The organism is Rothia mucilaginosa ATCC 25296 (assembly GCF_000175615.1).
Lineage (GTDB): Bacteria > Actinomycetota > Actinomycetes > Actinomycetales > Micrococcaceae > Rothia > Rothia mucilaginosa.
This window is the reverse complement of the sequence record NZ_ACVO01000016.1, coordinates 138,771-163,251: the sequence shown is the minus strand read 5'-3', so window position 1 is coordinate 163,251 and position 24,481 is coordinate 138,771. Positions and strand designations below refer to the sequence as shown.

At 57.5% G+C, this 24,481-nt stretch carries 15 protein-coding genes; 14 read left to right on the top strand and 1 reads right to left on the bottom strand.

Translation table 11 applies throughout. The features are described from left to right. Positions 1-124: 124 nt before the first annotated feature. The 6 genes from nrdF to ROTMU0001_RS06455 all read left to right on the top strand — a co-directional run bounded on the left by nrdF (position 125) and on the right by ROTMU0001_RS06455 (position 10,695). Positions 125-1,102 (top strand): class 1b ribonucleoside-diphosphate reductase subunit beta, encoded by a 978-nt coding sequence (gene nrdF, locus ROTMU0001_RS06480; protein ID WP_005508801.1) that lies wholly within the window; start codon positions 125-127, stop codon positions 1,100-1,102. A 288-nt stretch (positions 1,103-1,390) separates the two neighbouring features. Next, a complete protein-coding gene (locus ROTMU0001_RS06475) occupies positions 1,391-2,434 on the top strand; it encodes a zinc-dependent alcohol dehydrogenase family protein (protein ID WP_005508800.1) in 1,044 nt (347 codons plus the stop codon). A gap of 233 nt (positions 2,435-2,667) precedes the next feature. Beyond that, positions 2,668-4,380, top strand: coding sequence for a formate--tetrahydrofolate ligase (locus ROTMU0001_RS06470; RefSeq protein WP_005508799.1), 1,713 nt, complete (start codon positions 2,668-2,670; stop codon positions 4,378-4,380). Between the two features lie 1,338 nt (positions 4,381-5,718). Next, positions 5,719-6,492 carry an MBL fold metallo-hydrolase gene (locus ROTMU0001_RS06465; protein ID WP_044142739.1) on the top strand — a complete coding sequence of 258 codons (774 nt, stop codon included), beginning with the start codon at positions 5,719-5,721 and terminating at the stop codon, positions 6,490-6,492. A gap of 126 nt (positions 6,493-6,618) precedes the next feature. Further along, positions 6,619-9,507, top strand: a complete 2,889-nt coding sequence (gene uvrA / locus ROTMU0001_RS06460; RefSeq protein ID WP_005508797.1) for an excinuclease ABC subunit UvrA — start codon at positions 6,619-6,621, stop codon at positions 9,505-9,507. Between the two features lie 45 nt (positions 9,508-9,552). Next, the gene (locus tag ROTMU0001_RS06455) at positions 9,553-10,695 is read left to right on the top strand and encodes a GNAT family N-acetyltransferase (protein ID WP_005508796.1); all 1,143 of its coding nucleotides are present in this window, start codon (positions 9,553-9,555) and stop codon (positions 10,693-10,695) included. 200 nt (positions 10,696-10,895) lie between these two features. On the opposite strand, the gene ROTMU0001_RS06450 is transcribed toward ROTMU0001_RS06455, so the two are convergent. After that, entirely contained in the window at positions 10,896-12,377 is a 1,482-nt protein-coding gene (locus tag ROTMU0001_RS06450) for a glycoside hydrolase family 1 protein (RefSeq protein ID WP_005508795.1), read from the bottom strand. Between the two features lie 142 nt (positions 12,378-12,519). On the opposite strand from ROTMU0001_RS06450, the gene ROTMU0001_RS06445 reads away from it, so the two are divergent. From ROTMU0001_RS06445 to ROTMU0001_RS06410, 8 genes are all read left to right on the top strand, one after another. After that, entirely contained in the window at positions 12,520-13,218 is a 699-nt protein-coding gene (locus tag ROTMU0001_RS06445; RefSeq protein WP_005508794.1) for a lipoate--protein ligase family protein, read from the top strand. Positions 13,219-13,286: 68 nt separating this feature from the next. Then, a complete protein-coding gene (locus ROTMU0001_RS06440) occupies positions 13,287-14,177 on the top strand; it encodes a fumarylacetoacetate hydrolase family protein (RefSeq protein WP_005505816.1) in 891 nt (296 codons plus the stop codon). 870 nt (positions 14,178-15,047) lie between these two features. Then, positions 15,048-17,762 carry a Rib/alpha-like domain-containing protein gene (locus tag ROTMU0001_RS09165; RefSeq protein WP_005508793.1) on the top strand — a complete coding sequence of 905 codons (2,715 nt, stop codon included), beginning with the start codon at positions 15,048-15,050 and terminating at the stop codon, positions 17,760-17,762. Positions 17,763-18,063: 301 nt separating this feature from the next. Then, positions 18,064-18,489 carry an ArsR/SmtB family transcription factor gene (locus tag ROTMU0001_RS06430; protein ID WP_005508792.1) on the top strand — a complete coding sequence of 142 codons (426 nt, stop codon included), beginning with the start codon at positions 18,064-18,066 and terminating at the stop codon, positions 18,487-18,489. A gap of 132 nt (positions 18,490-18,621) precedes the next feature. Further along, a complete protein-coding gene (gene thrS, locus ROTMU0001_RS06425; RefSeq protein WP_005508791.1) occupies positions 18,622-20,655 on the top strand; it encodes a threonine--tRNA ligase in 2,034 nt (677 codons plus the stop codon). Between the two features lie 190 nt (positions 20,656-20,845). Further along, positions 20,846-22,693: an AIPR family protein gene (locus ROTMU0001_RS06420; RefSeq protein WP_044142736.1), complete on the top strand. Its 1,848-nt coding sequence runs from the start codon at positions 20,846-20,848 to the stop codon at positions 22,691-22,693. An 819-nt stretch (positions 22,694-23,512) separates the two neighbouring features. Then, positions 23,513-23,779: a hypothetical protein gene (locus tag ROTMU0001_RS06415; RefSeq protein WP_005508789.1), complete on the top strand. Its 267-nt coding sequence runs from the start codon at positions 23,513-23,515 to the stop codon at positions 23,777-23,779. A gap of 42 nt (positions 23,780-23,821) precedes the next feature. Then, positions 23,822-24,403 carry a hypothetical protein gene (locus ROTMU0001_RS06410; RefSeq protein WP_044142733.1) on the top strand — a complete coding sequence of 194 codons (582 nt, stop codon included), beginning with the start codon at positions 23,822-23,824 and terminating at the stop codon, positions 24,401-24,403. Positions 24,404-24,481 lie beyond the last annotated feature (78 nt).

Genomic DNA, 24,481 nt, shown 5'->3' with positions numbered 1-24,481 from the left:
CCTGAGCTGGCACACTATAACTAAAGACTGGAAGGGGCGGTTACGGTAAACACGCAAACCGCCTGCGCGACTGGCTGGCCGCGCGTGGCACCGTAACCGCCCCTTAAGAATCGGAGAATTACTAATGAGCGAAAAGGTGAAGCTCGTCGACCACGTGGTCGAGGCTATCAACTGGAACCGTATTGAGGACGAGAAGGACCTTGAGGTTTGGGATCGTCTGACCGGTAACTTCTGGCTGCCGGAGAAGGTGCCGCTGAGCAACGACGTGCCCTCCTGGAAGACCCTGACCGAGGAAGAGAAGCAGCTGACCATGCGCGTCTTCACCGGTCTGACCCTGCTGGACACCATCCAGGGTACTGTCGGTGCTGTGTCCCTGTTGCCGGACGCTGTGACCGCGCACGAAGAGGCCGTGTACACCAACATTGCGTTCATGGAATCCGTGCACGCAAAGTCGTACTCCTCGATCTTCTCGACCCTCGCCTCCACCAAGGAGATTGACGAGGCGTTCCGCTGGGCTGCTGAGAATGAGCACCTGCAGAAGAAGGCGAAGATTGTTCTGTCCTACTACACCGGTGACGACCCGCTGAAGAAGAAGGTTGCCTCCACTCTGCTGGAGTCCTTCCTGTTCTACTCGGGCTTCTACCTGCCCATGTACTGGTCTTCGCACGCGAAGCTGACTAACACCGCTGACCTGATTCGTCTGATTATTCGTGACGAGGCAGTGCACGGCTACTACATTGGCTACAAGTTCCAGCGTGGCCTGGCGAAGGAGTCCGCGGAGCGTCAGGCAGAGCTGAAGGAGTACACCTTCAACCTGCTGTACGAACTGTACGAGAACGAGGTGGCGTACACCCACTCCCTGTATGACGGTGTGGGTTGGAGCGAGGACGTGAAGAAGTTCCTGCACTACAACGCTAACAAGGCTCTGATGAACCTGGGCTACGAGCCGATGTTCCCGGCGACCGTGACTAACGTGTCCCCGGCGATCCTGTCGGCACTGTCCCCGAACGCTGATGAGAACCACGACTTCTTCTCCGGTTCCGGCTCTTCCTACGTGATCGGTAAGGCCGTGAACACCGAGGACGAGGACTGGGACTTCTAAGCGCCCCTTCTCGCCGTGAGAAAACCAAGCGGAACCCCCGCGTGTCCACTGTGGATGCGCGGGGTTTCCGCCGTTTAACCGGGCTATTTAACGTGCCAGGATGCCCAGGCTTCCCCGGTATAACCTGGCGCGGAAGCGCTGGGGAATCGGGGGAGCGGGAGCGGTTTTTCTGGTTCCGATTGCCGGAATTTTTACCTTCACCCCGTAGCATAAAAAATTATTGATATATCGGGGTGCGGGGCGTAGTCTGATACGACTAACCATCAACGCAGATTTGAAAGGAACATCATGCGTTCAGTTGTTATGGAAGCCCCCGGCAAGGTCGTCGTCAACGAAGTTGAGAAGCCGACCCTGCTCGAACCCACCGACGCCATCATCAAGCTCGCAGCATCCTGCATCTGCGGCTCCGACCTGTGGCCCTATCGCGGCGCACAGCCCGTCGACCACCGGGCAATGGGCCACGAATACATCGGCGAAGTCGTAGAGGTCGGCTCCGAGGTCACCACCGTAGCCCCCGGCGACTTCGTCGTAGGCTCCTTCTGCATCTCCTGCGGCGAATGCGAAACCTGCACTGCAGGCTACCCCTCCCGCTGCCTCAAGGCAATCGCAGCAGGCGACGCCTTCATCGGCGCACGCTCCAACGGCACCCAGGCAGAATACGCCCGCGTACCCTTCGCAGACGGCACCCTCGTCAAGACCCCTGCCGCACCCACCGCAGAGCAGATCCCGCACCTGATGGCGGCATCCGACGTGCTCGGCACCGGCTGGTACGCAGCAGACGCAGCGCAGGCAGGCCCCGGCAAGACCATCGTCGTTGTTGGCGACGGCGCAGTCGGCCTGAGCGCAGTCATCGGCGCTAAGCAGCTCGGCGCGGAGAAGATCATCATCATGTCCCGCAACCCCGAACGTCAGGCGCTCGCTAAGGCATTCGGCGCAACCCACATCGTGGAAGAGCGCGGCGAAGAGGGCATCGCCAAGGTCATGGAGCTCACCGACGGCGTGGGCGCACACGGCGTTGCGGAGGCTGTTGGCACCCAGCAGTCCTTCGACCAGGCTCTCGGCTGTGTACGCCATGGCGGTTACATCGGCTTCGTGGGCGTGCCGCACGACAGCTCCATCGGCACCGATAAGCTCTTCGGCAAGCAGGTTCACCTGGAGGGCGGCCCCGCCCCCGTGCGCAAGTACCTGCCGACCCTCATCGACCTGATTTACAAGGGCGAAATTGAGCCCGGTAAGGTGTTCGACATGGTTCTGCCCATCGACGAGGCAGCTAAGGGTTACGAGGCAATGGACCAGCGTACCGCCACCAAGGTTCTGCTGACCATGCCGTAATAGCCTGCTGTAGCGCCGGTTCCTATACCGGGTCCTGTACCGGCAGCCCAGCGTGTATGCGCTACTAATCCCCGCACCGACCCTGCCGCTCCACGTGAGCGTAGGGTGCCGGTTGCGGGGATTAGTGCATTAAAAATTGGGTTTATTTGCCACCTTCCGGCGAGGTGAGGGACAAATGAGTGAGCCAAGGCATAGAATAAAAGAGCATGATTCGTACAACTCGAAGGATGACAATGACGAAGAAGCCTTTCCCTTCCGACCTCGAAATCGCACTTGCCGCCGATCTTTGGCCTATTAACAAGATCGCAGCAGACAACGGCATCAGCGAAGATCGCCTTGAACCCTACGGCAAGTATGTCGCTAAGGTCCTCCTCGACGAAACCACCAACGCAGAGACCGCCCGCAAGCGCGGCTCCAAGTACATCGTGGTTACCGCAGTCACCCCCACCCCGCTCGGTGAAGGTAAGACCGCAACCTCCGTCTCCCTCGCACAGGGCTTCGCACAGACCGGCCGCAAGGCAATCCTGGCTCTGCGTCAGCCCGCAATGGGCCCGACCTTCGGCATCAAGGGCGGCGCAGCAGGCGGCGGCTACTCCCAGATCGTTCCCATGGAGAAGCTGAACCTGCACCTGACCGGCGACTTCCACGCCGTCACCGCAGCACACAACCTGCTTGCCGCCATGATCGACAACCACCTGCACCACGGCAACGAGCTGCGCATCGACCCGCGCGCAATCGAGTGGCGCCGCGTTATCGACATGAACGACCGCTCCCTGCGCAACATCGTCGTGGGCCTGGGCGAACGCATGGACGGCGTGGTCCGCGAGACCGGTTTCGACATCACCAGCGCCTCCGAAATCATGGTGATTCTCTCGCTGGCAACCTCCTTCAAGGACCTCCGCGAGCGCCTGGCAAAGATTGTGATCGGCCTGAACTACGACGGCGAGCCCGTCACCGCAGCCGATCTGAAGGCTGACGGCGCAATGTCCGTCATCCTGGCAGACGCAATCAACCCGAACCTGCTGCAGACCCTGGAGCACACCCCCGCACTGATTCACGCGGGCCCCTTCGGCAACATCGCAACCGGTAACTCCTCCGTGGTCGCCGACTACGTTGGTCTGGAGTACTCCGACTACGTGATTACCGAGGCTGGCTTCGGTGCCGATATGGGTGCGGAGCGTTTCTTCAACGTCAAGTGCCGCGTCTCCGGCCTGAAGCCGGACGCAGCAGTGCTCGTCGTAACCGTGCGCTCCCTGAAGTCCCACTCCGGCCTGTACAAGATCGTTCCGGGCAAGCCCCTGCCCGAAGGCATGCTGCAGGAAAGCCCCTCCGACGTGGAGAAGGGCGCAGAGAACCTGAAGAAGCACATCGAGATTGTGCGCAACTTCGGTGTTCAGCCGGTCGTGGCAATCAACGCCTTCCCGACCGACTTCGAGTCCGAGCACGAGACCATCCGCCGTATTGCTGAGGAAGCCGGTGCTCGCGTCGCTATCCACCGCGGTGTGGCTGAGGGCGGTAAGGGCACCACCGACCTGGCGGACGTGGTTGCTGAGGCATGTGACGACGTTTCGGATCTGAAGTACACCTACGATCTTGAGGACTCCATCGAGACCAAGATTGAGAAGGTTGCGACCAAGGTCTACGGCGCGGACGGCATTTCGATTGCTCCCGCTGCCGCTAAGCAGCTGAAGCGTTTCGCTGAGCTGGGCTACTCGCACCTGCCCGTGGTTATCGCGAAGACCCACCTGTCCATCTCTTCGGATGCAACTCTGAAGGGCGCACCGACCGGTTGGACCCTGCCCGTGCGCGAGGTTCGCCTGGCTGCAGGTGCTGGCTACGTCTACGCTATCTGCGGCACCATGCGCACCATGCCGGGCCTGAGCAAGAGCCCCGCAGCTGAGCGCATCGGCTTCGACGAGAACGGCGTGATGGTCGGCCTGTCCTAAGGCTTGTCCTAAAGCGGCTGTTCCAGCTGATTTATAGCTAGTGGAGGCGGCGCTCCTTCCCCACAGCGGGGGAGGGGCGCCGCCTTTGCTGTGGCCCTATGGTGCTTTTGTGGAATGCTCTGCCCCAGATACATGGAAGCATGAGGGGCGAATACGAGGTGTGCAACGCTTGAGGGCGGGGGAGCGGAGCTCTTGAAAACAGAATGAAACTAGGCTGCAACCAGGCAGCAACCAGGGGGAGTGAAGGATCCTGAAACCCCTGGTGGAGGGGTCTTTCAACCTTTCATTGAGGCTTCTAGGGCGCCTGTTTTGAGGGTGAAATTGGTACGTGCTGGTTAATAATTGGGCTCTATTTGTGCTTGAAGGTCAGGTTTTATTAAACAATCTATAGAGGTTGATTTTTTAGTGACACACTGTCTTGCATTTTGTGAAAATACGGCATTGACTAGGTATTTTGCTTTTTGAAAGGGGTTTTAATGGGTGCACTCAGTGAACCTGAAGGTGGGGCTGGTGTTATTGTTTTGTAATAAAACCTCTACTTTAGGGGGTACCTACAGGGATAAAACAGACCAATTGATTTTGCCCCCGCGCGAATAATTGTGCAGATTTTGAACGGTGAGCAGTACATTTTTTCCCGCTTATGAAGTTGCAAGTACTTGAAGATACTTTCACCTTAACCCTCTACTTCCGCAGAATACCGGGCTAAAACTGGGTATTGAACCTTTGGGATTGCCGAGTGTGGAGCTTAAGTTAAAGGTGCACTGAAGTGCCAAAAGAGGGAAATTCTAAAATTATTTTGGGTGAAATAAGTCACGCTAAAACTCGAAAAAAATGAAATTGGTACGTATGGATACCCTAAAAAACACCCGTTTTTATTACAGAATGATTACAATGAGGCGCGGGTCACTAAATCCGGCTCTCCGTACCAAATTGGGCGGTAAAACAGCCCCCAAAAAGTTCGCTACTATTGAGTCATCAAGTAATCGTGAGATTTCCAAAGTCCTCGGGTTGCTTGTGTTTGAGTGAGTGATAGATACCCCTGGGTGTCATGAGAAGCGACTGTGTATCGATGCGCAGTCGCTTCTCTGTTTAACTTTTGAATTTCAGTGGAACCTCAGCCGGGCGGGATCCAGCCGGGCTGAATCCAGCCGGAACCTAATCCGCGCTGAACCCAATCTGTATCGAGCGTGCTCCAGAATCTGTTCCCTGTGCATCCCGCACATGCATCCCGCACAGGCAACCCGTACATGTACCCCGCGCGTTCAACGCCGAATGCGCTGATGGGGGAGCGAACCGCATAGGCGCATGCTGTGCGGTCACAACCCCTACACTGGAACTATGACTACTTACCCCGAACCCACCCTCATCTTTGAGAACCCCGAACTGACCGTCCGTGCGTTCAGTGTCTCCGAGATGGACAACAGCGTCTACCTCATCACCATGCGCGCCACCGGCGAGCAGGTGCTCATCGACCCTGCAGACGACGCAGAAGAACTCTACGCTTTCACTCTCGACGCGCTCCTGAACGACTGCCCGCAGCTCGAACTGGCAGACGGCGAAGAACGCCGCGTGCGCGTCATGGAGAAGGAAGAGGACTTCAACTCCATCAGGCCCCGCGCAATCGGCCTGACCGGCATTCTGGTCACCCACGGCCACTGGGACCACATTCGCGCTATTAAGGAGCTCGACCACCTCACCGGTGCCGTGACCTCCGCGGGTGCAGCTGACGCTGCTGAGATTAAGGAACTGGAAGACTACACCGTCGAAGAAGAGCTGACCGGCGGCGAAAGCTTCGACTTCTACCTCTCCGACACCGTCATCCACGCCCTGCACGTGCCCGGCCACACCCCCGGATCCATCGTCTACACCCTCGAAACCACCTGGGAAGACGGCACCCCCGCAACCCTGCTGTTCACCGGCGACACCCTCTTCCCCGGCGGCGTGGGCAAGACCGACTCCCCGCAACAGTTCGGTGAGCTCTTCTCCAACGTGCTCGAAAAGCTCTTCGGCGGCTTCGAAGACGACGCCATCGTACTGCCCGGCCATGGCCGCTCCACCACCCTCGGCGACGAGCGCCCCCACCTGGAAGAGTGGGGAACCCGCGGCTGGTAAACCGCGCCTGCCAGTCCGCCTCATATAAGTACTGCACCCTCATGCCTTCACCGGCCGCATAATCCCGCTGGTGAAAGGCGTGAGGGTGTAGAATTTAAGTTCGAAGATAAGACGAAAGGATTTTCGATGACACCCCGCCCGGCACACGGTAGCACCGCACTCAAAGCGAACGATCTGACCAGTATCCGGGTTCAGGGTGCCCGCGAAAACAACCTCAAGAACGTAGACCTCACCATTCCGCGTGATGCGATGGTCGTCTTCACCGGCCTCTCCGGCTCCGGTAAGTCCTCCCTCGCCTTCGACACCATCTTTGCGGAAGGTCAGCGCCGCTACGTTGAGTCGCTGTCCTCCTATGCGCGTATGTTCCTCGGACAGGTCGACAAGCCCGACGTAGACTTCATCGAGGGCCTCTCCCCGGCGGTGTCTATCGACCAGAAGTCCACCTCCAAAAACCCGCGCTCAACCGTCGGTACCATCACCGAAATCTACGACTACATGCGTCTGCTCTGGGCGCGCATCGGCCACCCGCACTGCCCCGAATGTGGCGAAGAAATCACCCAGCAGACCCCGCAGCAGATCGTGGATATTCTGCAGGAGTACCCCGAACGCACCCGCCTGCAGATCCTCGCGCCCGTCGTCAGCGCACGAAAGGGCGAGTTCGTGGACCTCTTCAAGGACCTGCTCACCCAGGGCTACTCGCGTGCCCGCGTGGACGGCGAAACCGTGCAGCTCTCCGACCCGCCCAAGCTCGCCAAGCAGTACAAACACACCATCGAGGTGGTCGTCGACCGCATCGTCATTAAGGACGGTATTCACCAGCGCCTCACCGATTCCATTGAAACCGCGCTCAAGCTCGCCGACGGTCGCGTGCTCATCGACTTCGTGGACCGCGAGCAGGACGACCCTGAACGCACCCGCTCCTTCAGCGAAAACCTCGCCTGCCCCAACAACCACCCGCTGCAGATTGACACCATCGAGCCGCGCGCCTTCTCCTTCAACTCGCCGTTCGGTGCATGTAGCGCCTGTGACGGCATCGGCTCGCGCCTGGAGGTAGACACCGAACTGCTCGTGCCCAACCCCGACCTGACCCTCGGCGAGGGCGCTATCGCCCCCTGGTCGCAGGGCAAAGCAACCACCGAATACTGGCTGCGCCTGCTTGCGGGTCTGGGGGAGGAGCTCGGCTTCGACCTGAACACCCCCTTCAAGGACCTGCCCGCCAAGACCCGCGCCGCCATCCTGGACGGCAAGGACTACAAGGTTGAGGTGTCCTACCGCAACCGATTCGGCCGCGAACGCCGCTACACCTCCGGGTTCGAAGGCGTGAAGGCGTACATTAAGCGCAAGCACGAAGAAACCGAATCGGACTTCGCCCGCGACCGCTACGAACAGTACATGCGCCAGGTTGCTTGCCCCTCCTGCGGTGGCGCGCGCCTGAACCCGACCATCCTTGGCGTGAAGGTTGGCGGCCAGTCCATCGCAGACATTACCGACCTGTCCCTGGCTGACGCGCTCGCCTTCGTGCGTAGCCTGCAGCTCAGCGCCCGCGAAGCCAAGATCGGCGAGCAGGTCCTCAAGGAAATTGACGCGCGCCTGCAGTTCCTGCTGGACGTGGGTCTGGACTACCTGACCCTCTCACGCTCCGCCGGTACGCTCTCCGGCGGTGAGGCGCAGCGCATCCGCCTCGCAACCCAGATTGGTTCGGGCCTGGTCGGCGTGCTCTACGTGCTCGACGAGCCCTCCATCGGTCTGCACCAGCGCGATAACCGCCGCCTCATCGAAACCCTGACTAAGCTGCGCGATATGGGCAATACGCTTATCGTGGTTGAGCATGACGAAGACACCATGCGCGAAGCCGACTGGATCGTGGATGTGGGGCCCGGCGCCGGCGAGCACGGCGGCGAAATCGTGCACTCCGGCAGCTTTGAGGAGCTGCTGAAGAACACCAAGTCCATTACCGGCGACTACATGGCTGGCCGCCGCAGCATTGAGGTGCCCGCATCCCGCCGCCCCGTGGACAAGGAACGCCAGCTGACCGTGCGCGGCGCCCGCGAAAACAACCTCAAGAACGTGACCGTGTCCTTCCCGCTGGGCGTGTTCACCGCGGTGACTGGTGTGTCCGGCTCAGGCAAGTCCACCCTGGTCAACGACATTCTGTACACCTCCCTGGCGAACAAGCTCAACGGCGCCAAGCAGGTACCCGGCCGCCACAAGAGTATCGACGGCTTGGAACACCTGGACAAGGTCATTCACGTGGACCAGTCGCCCATCGGCCGTACCCCGCGCTCGAACCCCGCCACCTACACCGGCGTGTTCGACCACATCCGCAAGCTGTTCGCAGAGACCAGCGAAGCGAAAATGCGCGGCTACACCCCGGGTCGATTCTCCTTCAACGTCAAGGGCGGCCGCTGCGAGGACTGCTCCGGCGACGGCACCCTGAAGATTGAAATGAACTTCCTGCCGGACGTGTACGTGCCCTGCGAAACCTGCCACGGCAAGCGCTACAACCGCGAAACCCTCGAAGTGCATTACAAGGGCAAGACCATCGCCGACGTACTCGAAATGCCCGTGGAAGAAGCCGCAGAGTTCTTCGCTGCGTTCACCCCGATTGCGCGCCACCTGAACACCCTCGTGGACGTGGGCCTGGGCTACATTCGCCTGGGCCAGCCCGCAACCACCCTCTCCGGCGGTGAAGCGCAGCGCGTGAAGCTCGCAACCGAACTGCAGAAGCGCTCCAACGGCCGCTCCATCTACGTGCTGGACGAGCCGACCACCGGCCTGCACTTTGAAGACATCCGCAAGCTGCTCGCCGTGCTGCAATCGCTGGTGGACAAGGGCAATAGCGTCATCACCATCGAGCACAACCTGGACGTGGTCAAGTGCGCCGACTGGATTATCGACATGGGCCCCGAAGGCGGTAGCGGCGGCGGCACCGTCATCGCCGAAGGAACCCCGGAACAGGTGGCTCAGGTGAAGGGCTCGCACACCGGCGCGTTCCTTGCTGAAATCCTGAGCTAGCCGAGATTCTGAACTAGTCAAAAATTTGCCCTAGAGGAAACCTACGTGACTGATACTCAAGGAACCGAACCCACGCGGGGAGCTCAGGCAACCCGTGGCGCTGCGAACCGTGGTGCTGCGAACCGCGGCGCTGTGACCACCGCGGACCGTGCGCGGCACATCCTGCACACCCAGCTGGAGGCGGACTTCTGCCAGGCGCCTGGCTCGATTAGCCGCGCCCTCGAAGAGCTACGCGACTACCCGGACGCCGAGAGCCTGCCGCTGCTCGCCACCGTGCAGCCTCCCTCCGAGAAGATGGGCGCCGCACGCCGCCGCAACGACGACATCTGGGAGTTGCGCGTCGCCAACTACGCGAGCGTCGGCATTCTCTGCGCCAAACATCCGCGCGTGCTGGACAAGGCCATCGACTACATGCTCGGCGACCAGTCGAACTGGCTCGGCGACTACGCGCAACTGCGCCAGCTCAACGAACTGCTCACCCCCTACACCCAGCAGGTCAGCGGCACTAGCATCTACTACACGCCCGGCCGCGCCCTGCTGAACTCGGTCGTACCCGAGGGCGTGCAGGCGCAGGAGGTCAAGTGCGCCGTGCCCGGTGTGGGCATGATGCGTCGCGTTGACCCCGCCGAGCTGAAGGCTGCGTTGCTTGCCGAAATCACGGGCGAGCGCACCATCCGCAGGGAGGCAAACGCTTCCGCGGGTGCGCTTGAGGTTGACCCGCAGGACACGCAGGCGCGCGTAACCCGCCTGCGCGTGGAGCTGCTGGACGCTGAAAAGTTTGAGCGTTTCCGCGGGGATAAGCGCTACTCGAACGCGCTGGGCTTTAGCGTGACCCGCCCGGATGTGCTGGTGCTTGCCGCATACCCGGTGGATGGGGATACACCTGATGCACCCGCGGCGGGGGAGAGCCCCGCGCTCGCAGACCCTATCGCTATGGTTGGCCTGAGTGACGATTCGCCGATTATGCGCCAGATTGGCATTGACGTGCTGCCCGCCTTCCGCGGCGCGGGTATTGCGAGCGCCCTGGTGCGAGATGCCGCACGCCTGACCCTGGCGGAAGGGTACCTACCGTTCTACGGTACGAGCCCGTCGCACATGCTGTCGCAGAGGGTTGCGATGAATGCCGGGTTGGTGCCGACCTGGTGGGAGTACGTGTCCACCAGCCTGAATGACCTACCTATGGACTAGATTTGCCTACAGACTAGAGCCGCCCGCGCTAGGCATAACGACATGTAGAAAGCCCCCGAGATTCGGAGTCTCGGGGGCTTTTGCTGTACTAATTTCGCGGGCTGAGAGTTTCACGCGCTGCGGATTTCGTGTGCAGGGATTTTCGCGGGGTTCAGCGTCTAGGGTTGCCGCATAAGGAACAGCCTCTAGAGCCTTACCAGTTAAAGCTCCGCGCCGTTGCTGGCAATCACCTCGCGGTACCAGTGGAAGGACTTCTTACGGTAGCGCGCCAGGGTGCCGGTGCCGTCGTCGTTGCGGTCCACGTAGATGAACCCGTAACGCTTGGACATCTGCGCGGTGGAGGCGCTAATCATGTCGATGCAACCCCAGGTGGTGTAGCCGAGCACGTTCACGCCGTCCTCAATCGCCTCGCGTACCGCGTGCAGGTGCTGGCGCAGGTAGTCGATGCGGTAGTCGTCCTCCACGGTGAGCTCACCGTTCACCTCGACCAGTTCGTCGCGGGCGCCCAGGCCGTTCTCCACGATGAACAGCGGCTTCTGCCAGCGGTCCCAATACTGGTTGAGGACCACGCGCAGGCCGGTCGGGTCAATCTGCCAGCCCCATTCGCTGGCAGGTAGGGTCGGGTTCACCACGCCGCCGAGGATGTTGCCTTCGCCGCGTTCGCCTCGTGCCGGGTCGCCGGTCGCGCAGGTGGACATGTAGTAGCTGAACGACACGAAATCCACGGTGTTCTTCAGGTCCTCGCGGTCCTGCTCGGTGATGTTCAGCTCCACGCCCTTCTCACGCAGGGCACGCAGGAAGTAGCCGGGGTATGCGCCGCGCACGTGCACGTCACCGAACGCGAAGTTCGCCTGCTCCGTCTGCATGGCGGCGAGTACGTCGGCGGGGTCGGGGGTGAGCGGGTAGGTGGGCATGGCAAGAATCATGCAGCCGACCTGGGCGCCGGGCGCCAGTTCGCGTGCCGCAGCGGTGGCGCGTGCGGAGGCGACCAGTTCGTGATGCATTGCCTGGTACAGGTCGGCGTCGCTGAGCTGATCCGCCGGGGTGTTAATGCCGCCGGACATGAACGGCAGGTGCAGCATCGAGTTGATTTCGTTGAAGGTCAGCCAGTACTTCACGCGCTTGCCGTAGCGGGCGAACACGGTGCGGGCGTAGCGTTCGTAGAAGCCGATGAGTTCGCGGCTGGTCCAGCCGTTGTACTGTTCGACCAGGTGCAGCGGGGTTTCGTAGTGGCTGAGGGTGATGAGCGGTTCCATGCCGTGCTTTTCGAGCTCGTCGAGCACGCGGTCGTAGAAGGCGAGGCCCGCCTCGTTCGGGGTTTCTTCGTCGCCGCGGGGGAAGATACGCGACCAGGCGATGGAGAAGCGGAAGACCTTGAAACCCATCTCCGCGAGCAGGGCGATGTCTTCGCGGTAGCGGTGGTAGAAGTCGATGCCCTCCAGCTTGAGGTTGTCCTCGGTGGGTTCCGCGGTGCGCGGGTACAGGCCGCCGGCGGGCAGCACATCCTGCAGGCTGGGGCCCTTGCCGTCTTCGTTCCAGGCGCCCTCGAACTGGTTGGCGGCGGTGGCGCCTCCGAAGAGGAAACCGGCGGGGAACGCGCCGAGCGGTTGCGGTTCGGTCAGGGCCGGGTTGGAGTTGGGCAGAGGGGTGGTTTGGGCGGTGATGTGCTGGTCCTGATGCACGGCATCCTCCAAGGTGCTTTAGGTCTTTCTTCTACCCTAGCGGAGGGGGAGGGGGATTACTAGGTTTTAGCTACCCGGGTGGGCGTTTTCGCATTGTGGGGAGACGTAGGAGCTGTGGCGGGCGTAACCGTAAAATAGGAACGTGCAGATTATTCGAGAGACCGGCCCCGAGTCCGGCGATATCCTCATTCACCACGACCAGACGGTGCAGATGCTCCGCGAGGTGGCAAGCGGGCAGCGTGAAGCTACCCTACGCATGTATCAGCCGAACCCGACGGTCGCGTTCGGCCGCCGTGACGAACTGAACCCCGGCTTCGCGGCCGCCTCCGCGGCGTGCGCCAAGCACGGCTTCGAGGTGCTGGTGCGTAAGGTCGGTGGGCACGCCGCCGCCTACCATCAGGGGTGCCTGGTCGTGGACCATTTTCAGCCCGCCTCCGACGCCCGCAGCGGCAACACCCTACGCTACGAACTGTTCGGTTCCATGTACGCGCAGGCGCTCCGCGAGGTTGGCGTGGACGCGCGCATGGGCGAGATCCCGGGGGAGTACTGCCCCGGCGAGTATTCGGTGCACGCGCAGCTTCCCGCCTCCGCAGGTGGTGGCCGCATTAAACTGGTTGGCACCGCCCAGCGTGTGGTGACTGGCGGTTGGTGGTTCAGCACCGGCATCGTGGTCTCCGACTCTGCGCCGCTGCGGGCGGTCACCGCGGATGTGTACCGTGCCCTCGGCATGGAGCTGGACCCCGCCACGGTTGGCGCGGCGCAGGACGCGAACCCCGCCCTGCTCATGGAAGACCTGGAAGACGCCATCGTTGAGGTGTACGCCCAAAACGGTTTTCACTAGGTTGTTTTATTTCTGACTTTTATCCGTAACTTATTCGATATATCCCCACCTGAAGCGAAGGAGCATCCATGCGTTGGGCACAGATTAAAGACTCGAAGGGCAGCCGCGCGGTCTGCTTCTTCGAAGAGACCGTGTACGAGCTTCCGGCGAAGCTCAGCCCGCTACTGAATTTCTACAGCCGGTTCCGCCTGAACTTTGGCGACCCGAAGAACGCCGTGGCAATCCTGAAGGAGAACGGCGCGACCGTCATGGGCCACGGCGAGGAACTATGGAACTCCCTACCCTTTATTCGCCCGCTGGATAAGCCCGGCAAGATTGTGTGCGCCGGCCTGAACTACCGCGACCACGCCGCGGAAATGAACCTTGAGGTGCCCGAGCATCCGGCGCTGTTCGCGAAGTTCCCGAACGCGCTGATTGGCCCCGGCGAGCAGATTCGCATGCCCGCCGCCGACGGCACCGGCAGCACGAAGGTCGACTGGGAGGTTGAGCTGTGCCTGGTCGTGGGCGCTCGCCTGCGTAATGCCACGGAGGAGCAGGCACTTGAGGCTCTGATGGGGTACACGGTCATGAATGATGTGTCGGTGCGTGACTGGCAGGGTCGTTCCTCGGAGTGGTTCCAGGGTAAGAACTGGGATGCGATGACTCCGTTCGGTCCGGTGATTGTGAGCCCCGATGAGGTTGACCCGGTTGCCGGTCTGGAACTGGTCTGTGAGGTGGATGGCGTGGTGCGTCAGCGCGGCACGACGGCGGATATGGTGTTCACTCCGGCGCAGCTGCTGTCCTATATTTCGCGGTTTATGACCCTGGAGCCGGGCGACCTGGTGGCGACGGGTACCCCGGCGGGGGTTGGTTTGTCGCTGCATCCGCGTCAGTGGTTGAAGCCGGGTCAGACGGTGCGCACCCGTATTGAGGGCATTGGTGAGCTGGTGAATGTCTGCTCGGAGGCGGGCGCGCTGTAGTTATCAGGTAGCTCTGTGAGTAACCGCTATTGAACCCACGTGAACCCACGGAGGCGGGTTCGGCACCTGCTATTGGGTGCACCGCAAGGCACCCACAAATGAATATATATGCACCCCGCATGTGTTTTTGAGGCGCATGCGGGGTGTTTCTATGCTTTCTAAAGCTCCCGGTGGGCGGCTTGGAATTCTTGGAATGTACAGTGAAGGGCGTCCTGCGCGGGGGAGTGCGGTGCATGTATGGTTACACACTGTTAAACACACGCAAACTTTAAACTTTGACCTAAATTTTAGGGTTTTGGGTGGGTTTTGTGGGTCTATAGGGATGAAACAAGGGGGTGCTCCCCGGTGGTGATTGTGACTCGAAAGTGATCGATTGGGCTGATAGAAGCCCCTGTTTTAGTGACTGAGACCATATCTACCTTTGGTGCGGAATCCCAAATTGTGGTCACGTGTGAGAAATTCAACAGACCGTTTTGGCGCGTCATTCCGGGAACTTTGAGGTTGAGGGTTTAGTTTCCCGTGCGCATTTTTCGTTTTTCTGAAGCTAAACTCGCTTGACTAGGAGTAAAGCTAAAACACTGCGGTGCAAATTCCGAAAACCTGAACATCTATCAATGCACACAGATGTAAAGAAATATGAGTCTAAGCTTGAACCTTTAGCAAAAAATCGGTGCCCTGAATCACAAACTCGTTTTGCGTTCACCCCAAAGACTATGTAGGGTATGGGGATTATCTGAGAGTTTCCTGAGAATTCCTGCCAGAAGATCAGAACCCGCCCGGGTACACCCTCAGATGCATATTTCACTCACGTCCGTGTTTGTTCATACAAACGCACTCACTCAAACAAGCCGACACGAACGGAAGAAAAACATGACCACAACTGCAACCAAAAACCCGGCACAGCGCCCGGCAAACCGCCGCCGTGCCACCATCGCTGCCTCCGCAGCACTGGCAACCGTCATCACCGGCGCGAACCTCCCCGCGACCTTCGGTGCGACCGCCTCCACCCGCAACGTATCCGGTACCACCTGCGTCGACGCAGGCTACCGCACCGTGCCGACCCTCGCGAACATCACCAACGTCGCGCCCGGTCCGACCTGCTACTGGAACCCCGACCAGCAGGCACAGACCATCGACACTCTCGCACCCGTCAACTCCTCCCTCACCAAGGAGCAGCTGACCACCACCGAGAACACCTCGCCCCTGAGCGGCAAGCTCGCCAGCGACTCCTTCGCAGCCCAGAAGCTCACCGGCACCGAAGCCGTCGCGCCCAACAGCAGCGAAATTAGCCGCACCTTCCTCGAATACAGCGGCGATGCGGGCAACCACCCCGTCACCACCGCCATCAACGGCGGTACCCTCAAGAAGATTCGCACCCAGACCGTCGGCGGCCACGAGAACATCCCGACCCTCGCCGTGAACTCCGCGAACCCGCACCAGGAGTACGTCGAGGTCGTCTCCCGCGATGGCCGCGTCAACGCCAACGCAGAGAACAAGCGCATCCTGACCGGCGGCGTCCCGATCCCGAAGTGGCTCGCTGAGGACCACGGCCTCTCCGGCGACCAGTCCGTCGCCCTCTACGATGAGGCGACCGGCATCTGGCGCTCCTACTTCAAGTTCGTCAAGGATGCAGACGCACAGACCTACACCAGCACCGCCCGTGTGCAGGTCGGCGGCGGCAACGCGTCCACCCCCAAGAGCGCCAAGATTCAGTACGACAACGTTGGCCACGGCAACGCAGGCCAGACCGTCACCATCAAGGCGCCCGTCAGCATTGACGTGAAGTCCGGCAACGCCCGCACCTCCTACCCGATTGCTCGCGGTGCGAAGTTCCGCCTGGCGAAGAACGTGCCCGGCGCGTCCATCAACGAGACCACCGGCGAGATTACCTACAAGATTCCCGCAGGCACCCGCGGCACCGTGGACATTCCCGTGGCGGTTGACTACCCGGCAACCTACCACGTGTCCTCCGGCGGTTACATGCTCGCTAAGCCGAACTTCGGCGGCGTGGGCGAAGACAACTACTGGCTGACCCTCAAGAACGGCACCTCCTCCGTGGTGGGCCTGGCAAATGAGCTCACCCAGATTGGTGTGGACGAGCTCAAGGCCGGCAAGATCAACCACATGGTGTCCATCACCGCGGCTGACTACGCTGCACTGGTCTCCTCCTTCCCCGCGAAGGGTACCGACGGCAAGATTGACGCGAGCAAGTACCCGAACGCACCCCGCGCAGGTCAGCGTGGCTTCCTGCCCGCAAGCTTTGATGTGGAAGAGCACCTGGCAAACACCGGCCACGCTGACGACCAGCTCACCCGCATGATCCTGACCGCAATGAAGGAATACGGCTTCATCCTCACGGACCACAACCTCTTCACCAACGCATTCAACCTGGAGGCGGCAAGCTCCTACGCGCCCTACGCCCGCCAGGGTAAGAACGTGTACAAGGAAGACCCGCAGCTGGCGGCAATGTTCGCGAACTTCGTGCCCAGCGGCTTCACCGGCAACCAGTTCCCCTGGCAGCAGGTGCAGTGGATGCCCGTGAACTACACCGAGTCCGCTGAGAACACTGCACGCCGCGAGGGCACCCAGGTTCTGCCGCAGAGCAACAACCAGGCTGCCGACTCGAACGCTGACGCGCACAAGATTGCACGCCCCGTGACCGTGCGCCGCTCCGCCGTGCGCACCCCCAAGGCCGTGCGCATCAGCGACGCCGAGACTCAGAACGCGGCAGTGAACCAGGCTTCGGACGCCGTGAAGTTCAAGTACCCCTCGGATTCCTACGGTAAGACCGGCACCGGCTCCGGCGTGTTCTACCAGCCCGCCGAGCACCACGCCACCGTCTACTCCGGCGAGACCGCAGTCGCGCAGAGTGTTCACCAGTCGCACAAGGTTTCCCCGAACTACCGTTACGCGCGCGACTACAACTTCCAGGAAATCCAGCAGACCCCGAACTTCCGCCCCAGCCGCTGGGTCAACAAGGAGAAGGTCAACACTGCTGGCGGCCAGTTCTCCAGTGCGGAGACCGGCATCCGCTTTGCCTCCAACGGCAAGACCGGCACCTACTCGATCGACCTGAACACCCACGACGTTACCGGCACCACCTGGGATCTGCGCCGCGACAACGGCACGAACATCACCGTGAACCGCACCGGCAAGGCACCCGCACGCATGTCTGATGTGAAGGCGAAGAGGGGCTCCGCCGCGCAGCTGTACTCGATCCCGCTGAAGGTTCACGTGGTCGATAAGAACAGCCCCATCGCGCGTGAGGACTCCGTCTCCCTGTACTCGGGCACCACCCAGAACGTGGCTGTCCTGAACAACGACGAAGCATCCTTCGGCGCATACAGCCGCGGCGAAACCGTGAAGAAGCTCGAGCTGCTCAACCAGCGCGGCCAGGCCGTCAGCGCATACAGCGACGAATACGGCACCTACCGTGTGGTGACCCTGCCCGACGGCACCCAGGGCATCGCGGTATCTGCTAAGAATAAGCAGGGCTTCGCACCGCTGGTCCGCTACCGCGCAGTGACTGACAAGGGCGTAAAGTCCGCTGAAGGTTACCTGCAGGTGGCAGTCGCTAACCGCTAAGGGCCCGCTAGGGTTGCATGCCCGCGAGCTGATGCGCAGTTAGGGCACGGCGCTAGGCATTATGACCGCAATGTGATGAACCGCTCTAGGAGGGCGGTGGTCCACGATGTTGCCGCCACAATGACAGCGCACCGACAGCTGCACCGATAGTCACAACGGCATCGGAACAGCCGCATACAGCGCACCAGCAACACCAGCGAGCATCAGCGCACATAGGGGAGAGGGGCACGTCAAGAAAGCACGCCGCGCAGGCGTAACTTCCTTGACGTGCCCCCTTTCCTGTACATAAGGTGAAAATACTATGACTCAGAGCCAGCACACAGACCAGACCGAAACTAACACCACCCACACTGACCATGCCCACGAGCATGCATCGGATCATACCCACGAGGTGCCCACCAACGCGCCCCTCCTCGAAGGCAGCGGCCCCAAAGACTGGGAGGAACAGTTTGGCCCGTCCGTGGCGATTTTCTCTGCGCTAGCGAACCCGCTACGCCTGGCGATTGCGCACCACCTGATGCACCGCCCGCACAGCGTGAGCGAACTGCACACCTGCCTGGGCATTTCGCAGCCGCTCGCCTCGCACCACCTGCGCATCCTGCGTGAGGCGCACGTGATTGACCGTGAGCAGCAGGGCCGCACCACCATATACCGTCTGAAGGACGACCATATTAGCCACATTGTGGTTGACGTGTATGAGCATACGCGTGAGCATCATGCGGACTAGTTTGTCTTCAAGCTGAGCGTTGCCTGGGAGCCGTTGTAAGATAGTGTGTGTCCGTGCACCAGTACAGTGCGGAATAGTATGCGCACCGGCGGCGCCCCGAGTGGTACGCTTGCGCCTGAGTTAAGGAGACTTATGTCTGCCGCTGATTCTTCAGCAATTGTTATTAGCGTTTCTGGTGAGGAGCGCGAGGTCACCGCGAAGACTGCCGCTGAGCTGTTCGCTGACGACCCGAAGATCGTTGTGGCACGCGTGAACGGCGTGCTTGTTGATCTCTCCCACGAGCTGTCTGCTGGCGACTCCGTTGAGCCGGTTTTCATTCACGAACCGGACGGCCTGAACGTTCTGCGCCACTCCGCTGCGCACGTGATGGCGCAGGCGGTGCAGGAGTACCGCAAGGACGCCAAGCTGGGCATTGGCCCGTACATTACTGACGGCTTCTACTTTGACTTTGATGTGGCTGAGCCGTTCACCCCGGAAGATCTGAAGAAGATCGAGAAGTCGATGATTAAGATCATCAAGTCCGGTCAGCTGTTCCGCCGCCGCGTGGTCACCCACGACGAGGCTGTTGCCGAGATGGCGAACGAGCCGTACAAGCTGGAGTTGCTCTCCCTGACCCAGGGCCCCGGTTCTGGTGCGGATGCTGCCGAGGGCGCATCCGTGGAGGTCGGCGAGGGTGAAATCACCATTTACGACAACGTGCACCCGAAGACCGGTGAGACCGTCTGGAAGGACCTCTGCCGCGGCCCGCACCTGCCGAACACCAAGCTGATTGCTAACGGTTACGCCCTGATGCGTGCCGGTGGCGCGTACTGGCGCGGTTCTGAGAAGAACCCCATGCTGCAGCGTATTTACGGTACCGCTTGGCCGACTAAGGACGAGCTGGTGGCGTACAAGGAGCGCATCGCTGAGGCGGAGCGCCGTGACCACCGCCGCTTGGGCCGTGAGCTGGACCTGTTCTCCTTCCCGAAGAACATTGGCCCCGGCCTGCCGGTGATTCACCCTAAGGGTGGCGTGATTAAGCGCGAGATGGAAGACTACGTGCGTACCCGCCACATTCAGGAGGGTTTCCAGTACGTCAGCACTCCGCACATTTCGAAGGAAGACCTGTTCTACACTTCTGGTCACCTTCCGTACTATGCGGATGGTATGTTCCCGCCCATGGAGCTGGATAACGGTCATTACCGTCTGAAGGCTATGAACTGCCCGATGCACAACGAGATTTACCGTTCTCGTGGCCGTTCGTACCGTGAGCTGCCGCTGCGTTTCTTCGAGTTCGGCACCGTGTACCGTGACGAGAAGTCCGGCGTGCTGCAGGGCCTGACCCGTGTGCGCATGATTACTCAGGACGACTCGCACTCGTATGTGACGAAGGAGCAGGCACCGGACGAGGTGCGTCACCTGCTGAAGTTCATGCTGAGCCTGCTTGAGGACTTCGGCATGACTGACTTCTACCTTGAGCTGTCGACTCGCGACACTGAGGGTGATAAGAAGGATAAGTTCATCGGTACTGATGAGCAGTGGGAGGCGGCTACCGCGGTTCTGGAGCAGGTTGCGAAGGAGACCGGCCTGGAGCTCGTCCCGGATCCGGGTGGTGCTGCGTTCTACGGCCCGAAGATTTCGGTTCAGGCGAAGGACGCTATCGGCCGTACCTGGCAGATGTCGACCGTTCAGTACGACTTTAACCAGCCGAGCCGTTTCGGTCTGGAGTACCAGGCTGCGGACGGCACCGTGCAGGAGCCGGTCATGATTCACTCGGCGAAGTTCGGCTCGATTGAGCGCTTCTTGGGCGTGCTGACTGAGCACTATGCGGGCGCGTTCCCGGCGTGGCTGGCACCGGTTCAGGTGATTGGTGTGCCGGTGGCTGAGGCGTTCAACGACTACATGACCGAGATCGCTGACAAGCTACGCGCGCACGGCGTGCGTGTTGAGGTGGATTACGGTTCGGATCGTTTCACCAAGAAGATTCGTACCGCGTCTACCGAGAAGGTTCCGTTCATTCTGATTGCTGGCGGTGAGGATGCGGAGCACGGCGCTGTTTCGTTCCGTTTCCGCGGAAACAAGCAGGAGAATGGCGTGCCCGTGGATGAGGCTGTGGCACGTATTGTGGAGCATATCCGCAACCGCGTGAACGAAGACCCCAAGCCCAGCACGGAGGCTGCTGAGTAGTAGCGGTTAGGATGCGGGTTCGCCGGCGCGGCTAGACACAGATAACTGTGGTTGGCTAAGCCGGCGAACTTGTACCGACCCTATATATAGAAACCACCCCCTTTGCGGCGACAAGCTGCGGAGGGGTGGTTTTCAAAATAAGTTAGTAAGTACATTTTTCATGGAAGTTCCTTTAAGTTGGGAGACTTATATGACTATAAGCAATTATCGAATTGTTGAAAAAGCTAGCCTCGAAGCATACAATAATGCGGAGAAATCTGGAATATTTAAGAATATAGAAGAAATAGCCACCAAGGATAGAGAGCGTCTAGGATTCTATTTCTTTATATTAAGTAGTATTACTGGTGTCAAGGATATTAAAGAAATATCAGATATGATTATTGACACCGATTATATTCGAAGGACCACAGGTAATCCTAATAAAAATGATCTTGGAGTGGATGCTTACCATATAAAAAAAGATGGTGATGGGTATAAAATTAGTCTTTTTAACTTTAAATATAAAGATAACTATAGGTCAAAAGGATCGCTAACTGAAGATGATGTTAATTCGACGGTGAAATTTATTAACCACATTAGTAGCGAGCGCTTGGCCAAGATTGAAGAGGACCCAGAATATGAATACTCTTCACGAGCTATTAAAAATATTAAGAAATTAATGGATGGGAAGCCTGTATCCACCATAGAAATATATTTTGTCTCGAATAATAATATTCGAGCAAATAAAAATATATTTAGTGGATTTGAAGAATATAAAGTAACTGAGATGTGTTTAGAGGATATCGTGAACAGAATTACCAATGACCCACGGAATACGTCGGCAGTTATTCAAGTTAAAAAAGATCAGGTAATTGAATATGAAACTACTGGAGAAAAGCTGGGTAAATCGTGTATCTTCATTGCATCCCTATTCGAGCTGATGAGAATAACTTGTACTAATCAAGCCTATCGACTGCTTGAAGGAGAAGAAGGGGAAGAAGTAGCCGAAATAAATATTGATGATTTGAATAAAATAGAAATGGATAAATCTCTATTGGAGGACAATGTTAGAAATTACTTAGGTCGCACTAAATATAATAAAGACATAATTGATACAATTCGAGAAAGCGGAGATAGATTTTTTGCATATAATAACGGAATTACAATTATTGCGGATAGTGTTAATTCGAGAGCGAATATGCCATCTGATGTTAGTACTATCACTTTGGAGAATTTTCAAATTGTTAATGGTGGTCAAACTCTAAACTCAGTCTATGAATATATTGAGAATTCTGAGGATAAGACTGGTAAAAAGATAGAGTCGTTAAAAAATTCTTTCGTTCTTGTCCGTGCCTACTCGGTGGGATTGGCAAAACCTGAAGGGGAGAAGGAGGAGCTTGAATATTCATTAGGCGCCGAAATTGCGAAATATACAAATAGTCAGAATTCTATCAAGCCGGCTGATCTGCATGCTAATGATCCCATTCAAATTTCACTGCATTATTATTTGAGGCAATTTCAATATAATTACGTGCGAAAAAGTGGAAAGTCTGAATCTTTCTCCGGGTATCGTGATATAAACATGGAGTTAGCGGCTCAAATACTTATGGCAATTATGCGCGGTGAACCAGGTAAAGCTAGTAACAATAAGCGAGCATTGTTTGGAAAAGACTATAAGTCGATTTTTCATGATGGCCTGGATTTTAAAAATGTGAAAGAGTATATAGACTTTTATTTTAAGGTGTCGGATTATTATGAAGAAAAGGGGGTTAAAAGTGTTCAGCGAAAACTCTATACAATTTATGTTGGAAATAAATTTAAAGTAGGGGGTTTGCAAATTAAAACCATTAATTACTTAGAGGACTTCTTGGATTCTCGGGTTCAAAAATATATTAATAAAAAGAATGAAGAAGAAGGTAAAAAGAATGAGGAAGAGGTTAAAAATGGTGATGTTGGTCGAAAGATTAACTATCGTGTACTTATTTCTAAAGAGTTTAAAGAATTCCTGGATAGTGAAATTGAAGCAGAGATCGATAAGGAAAAAATAAAAATTGTCTAATGCCTTAGATGAGTGTGGGTCTACTAGTTTATTTGGCAATAATCTATTGGGGATCCTATGATTATTTACAATACTATTAATTTAATAGGTTTAAGTATTTGAAGGGCTGTAAAAATATATCCCAACTGACTAAATAGTTTGACTGCTTTTCGTTCATAGCCATATAGATGTGTTGAGAGGTCGTTGTCATTCAGTGTATAGGTAGTTGAGGTAAAGATGTGGGATCGTCGGTGCGTCTAACAACTGTTAGTTTCAGGTGGCGGATCTGCACTGAATCTGTATACAGATATATAGAAACCACCCCCCCTTTGCGGCGACAAGCTGCGGAGGGGGTGGTTTTTTGTGCGTCTTGAGGGGGCGAGGATGGGGGAGTGCGGTTGGGTGCATAAAGTTGTGTTGTGAGGGGAGTTTTTAGCTCCAGAGTGCTAGCGTGGTAGTAAGGCGAACGTCCATAGTCATTCAGAAAAAGGGTAGCTGGATGGTCCTGAAAATGATGTATCGCTATTGATTATTGAGGGAGCACGAGCGTATGAAGTCGAATAAGTATGTTCCTGTCGGGATGCTGTTCTTGATCCTGGCAATTATCTTGAATGTAGTGTCAAATGTCAGCGACCTGGTGCTTGGAATTCTCTATGGCATCTCAATAGCAGTATTGATTATTGGACTATTTAATAGTCGAAAATAGATGCTGCGACAGACGAAAACAGGCCCGGCGGGTCATCCGATTGGATAGCCTGCCAGGTTCTTCGGGAAGCAAAGTTTGGTTCATGAAGAAGTAGCAGCCTTTATCGTAGAAGGCGCATTTGAAAGGATTGAAGAATGGCAAGCATTGAAGTGATGAAAGAACGAGCTCGCATCGCGGGACGCTTCAACCTGTCTGCTCGCCGAAACCCGGAACACAAGGCACTTGTTGCGCTCGCTGCGCAGAAGGCGGGAGGGGAGTGCCATGTTATCCCCGTTGCTCCCGGCGAAGATGAGGCTGACGTACTCGACCGTGCACGCAAGGTTGCGGGCGGTAAACCGGTCATTATCGTGACAGAGGCTGACGGGGAGCTTCGCGCCCGCCTTTTCAATACAGATATATAAATATCTGCGCTATCGTTCAAGAATTTCTATGAGGAGAATTTGGTGGCTATTAATATGGAAACCACAGCAAAATATATAGCAGACAAAAACCTTTTCTCGAAAGCTTTCTGCGTTTTCGTATCTGCTTACTCTATGTCGGTAATTTACTCTCTCTGGAACCATACAGGACTGAGCGGCCTCATGGGTATTTCAAAATTTCTTGAATGGGTTCATTTTGACGCTCTAGCTAAGCCAGTTGCCGATGTTGCTACTTTCCTTCAGCAAGAACCCTTGTCCGGGTCGCAGAGTATAATTTGTATTTTTGGATGGATATGCATGTTTGTTAGTGCTATTTCCATGAAGCAGATCAGGAGTGGAGGGCTGCAGATTGTAGCCTTTACGCTATGGGTGTTTACGTTGTGGGATTTTCATGCATTTAATTTTCTGGGGATTTTTTCTTTAATTTTTCTGGCGGCTTTATCTTTTTCAGAGCAGAATCCGACATGTTTACGGGATAAGAAGTCGCGTTCTGAAGTATTGGAGAGCATGCTTGTGCTGATGTTGTATATAGGGGTTTATGTAGTGTATATACCACTTGCATTTATTGCGATATTTAGCGGAATGTGGTCGTTCAAAAATAAATGATTAGCGAGGGACCCGGCGGACTATCACATAAGATAGCCCGCCGGGTCCCTTCTTTCGTCAGCTTATGCGCTCAACCCG

What these genes read in the sequence shown, in the direction of transcription:
- uvrA (WP_005508797.1), top strand. Translation starts at nt 6,619, where the DNA reads ATGACACCCCGCCCGGCACACGGTAGCACCGCACTCAAAGCGAACGAT.
- ROTMU0001_RS06465 (WP_044142739.1), top strand. Translation starts at nt 5,719, where the DNA reads ATGACTACTTACCCCGAACCCACCCTCATCTTTGAGAACCCCGAACTG.
- thrS (WP_005508791.1), top strand. Translation starts at nt 18,622, where the DNA reads ATGTCTGCCGCTGATTCTTCAGCAATTGTTATTAGCGTTTCTGGTGAG.
- ROTMU0001_RS06470 (WP_005508799.1), top strand. Translation starts at nt 2,668, where the DNA reads ATGACGAAGAAGCCTTTCCCTTCCGACCTCGAAATCGCACTTGCCGCC.
- ROTMU0001_RS06420 (WP_044142736.1), top strand. Translation starts at nt 20,846, where the DNA reads ATGACTATAAGCAATTATCGAATTGTTGAAAAAGCTAGCCTCGAAGCA.
- ROTMU0001_RS06440 (WP_005505816.1), top strand. Translation starts at nt 13,287, where the DNA reads ATGCGTTGGGCACAGATTAAAGACTCGAAGGGCAGCCGCGCGGTCTGC.
- ROTMU0001_RS09165 (WP_005508793.1), top strand. Translation starts at nt 15,048, where the DNA reads ATGACCACAACTGCAACCAAAAACCCGGCACAGCGCCCGGCAAACCGC.
- ROTMU0001_RS06475 (WP_005508800.1), top strand. Translation starts at nt 1,391, where the DNA reads ATGCGTTCAGTTGTTATGGAAGCCCCCGGCAAGGTCGTCGTCAACGAA.
- ROTMU0001_RS06430 (WP_005508792.1), top strand. Translation starts at nt 18,064, where the DNA reads ATGACTCAGAGCCAGCACACAGACCAGACCGAAACTAACACCACCCAC.
- ROTMU0001_RS06415 (WP_005508789.1), top strand. Translation starts at nt 23,513, where the DNA reads ATGGCAAGCATTGAAGTGATGAAAGAACGAGCTCGCATCGCGGGACGC.
- nrdF (WP_005508801.1), top strand. Translation starts at nt 125, where the DNA reads ATGAGCGAAAAGGTGAAGCTCGTCGACCACGTGGTCGAGGCTATCAAC.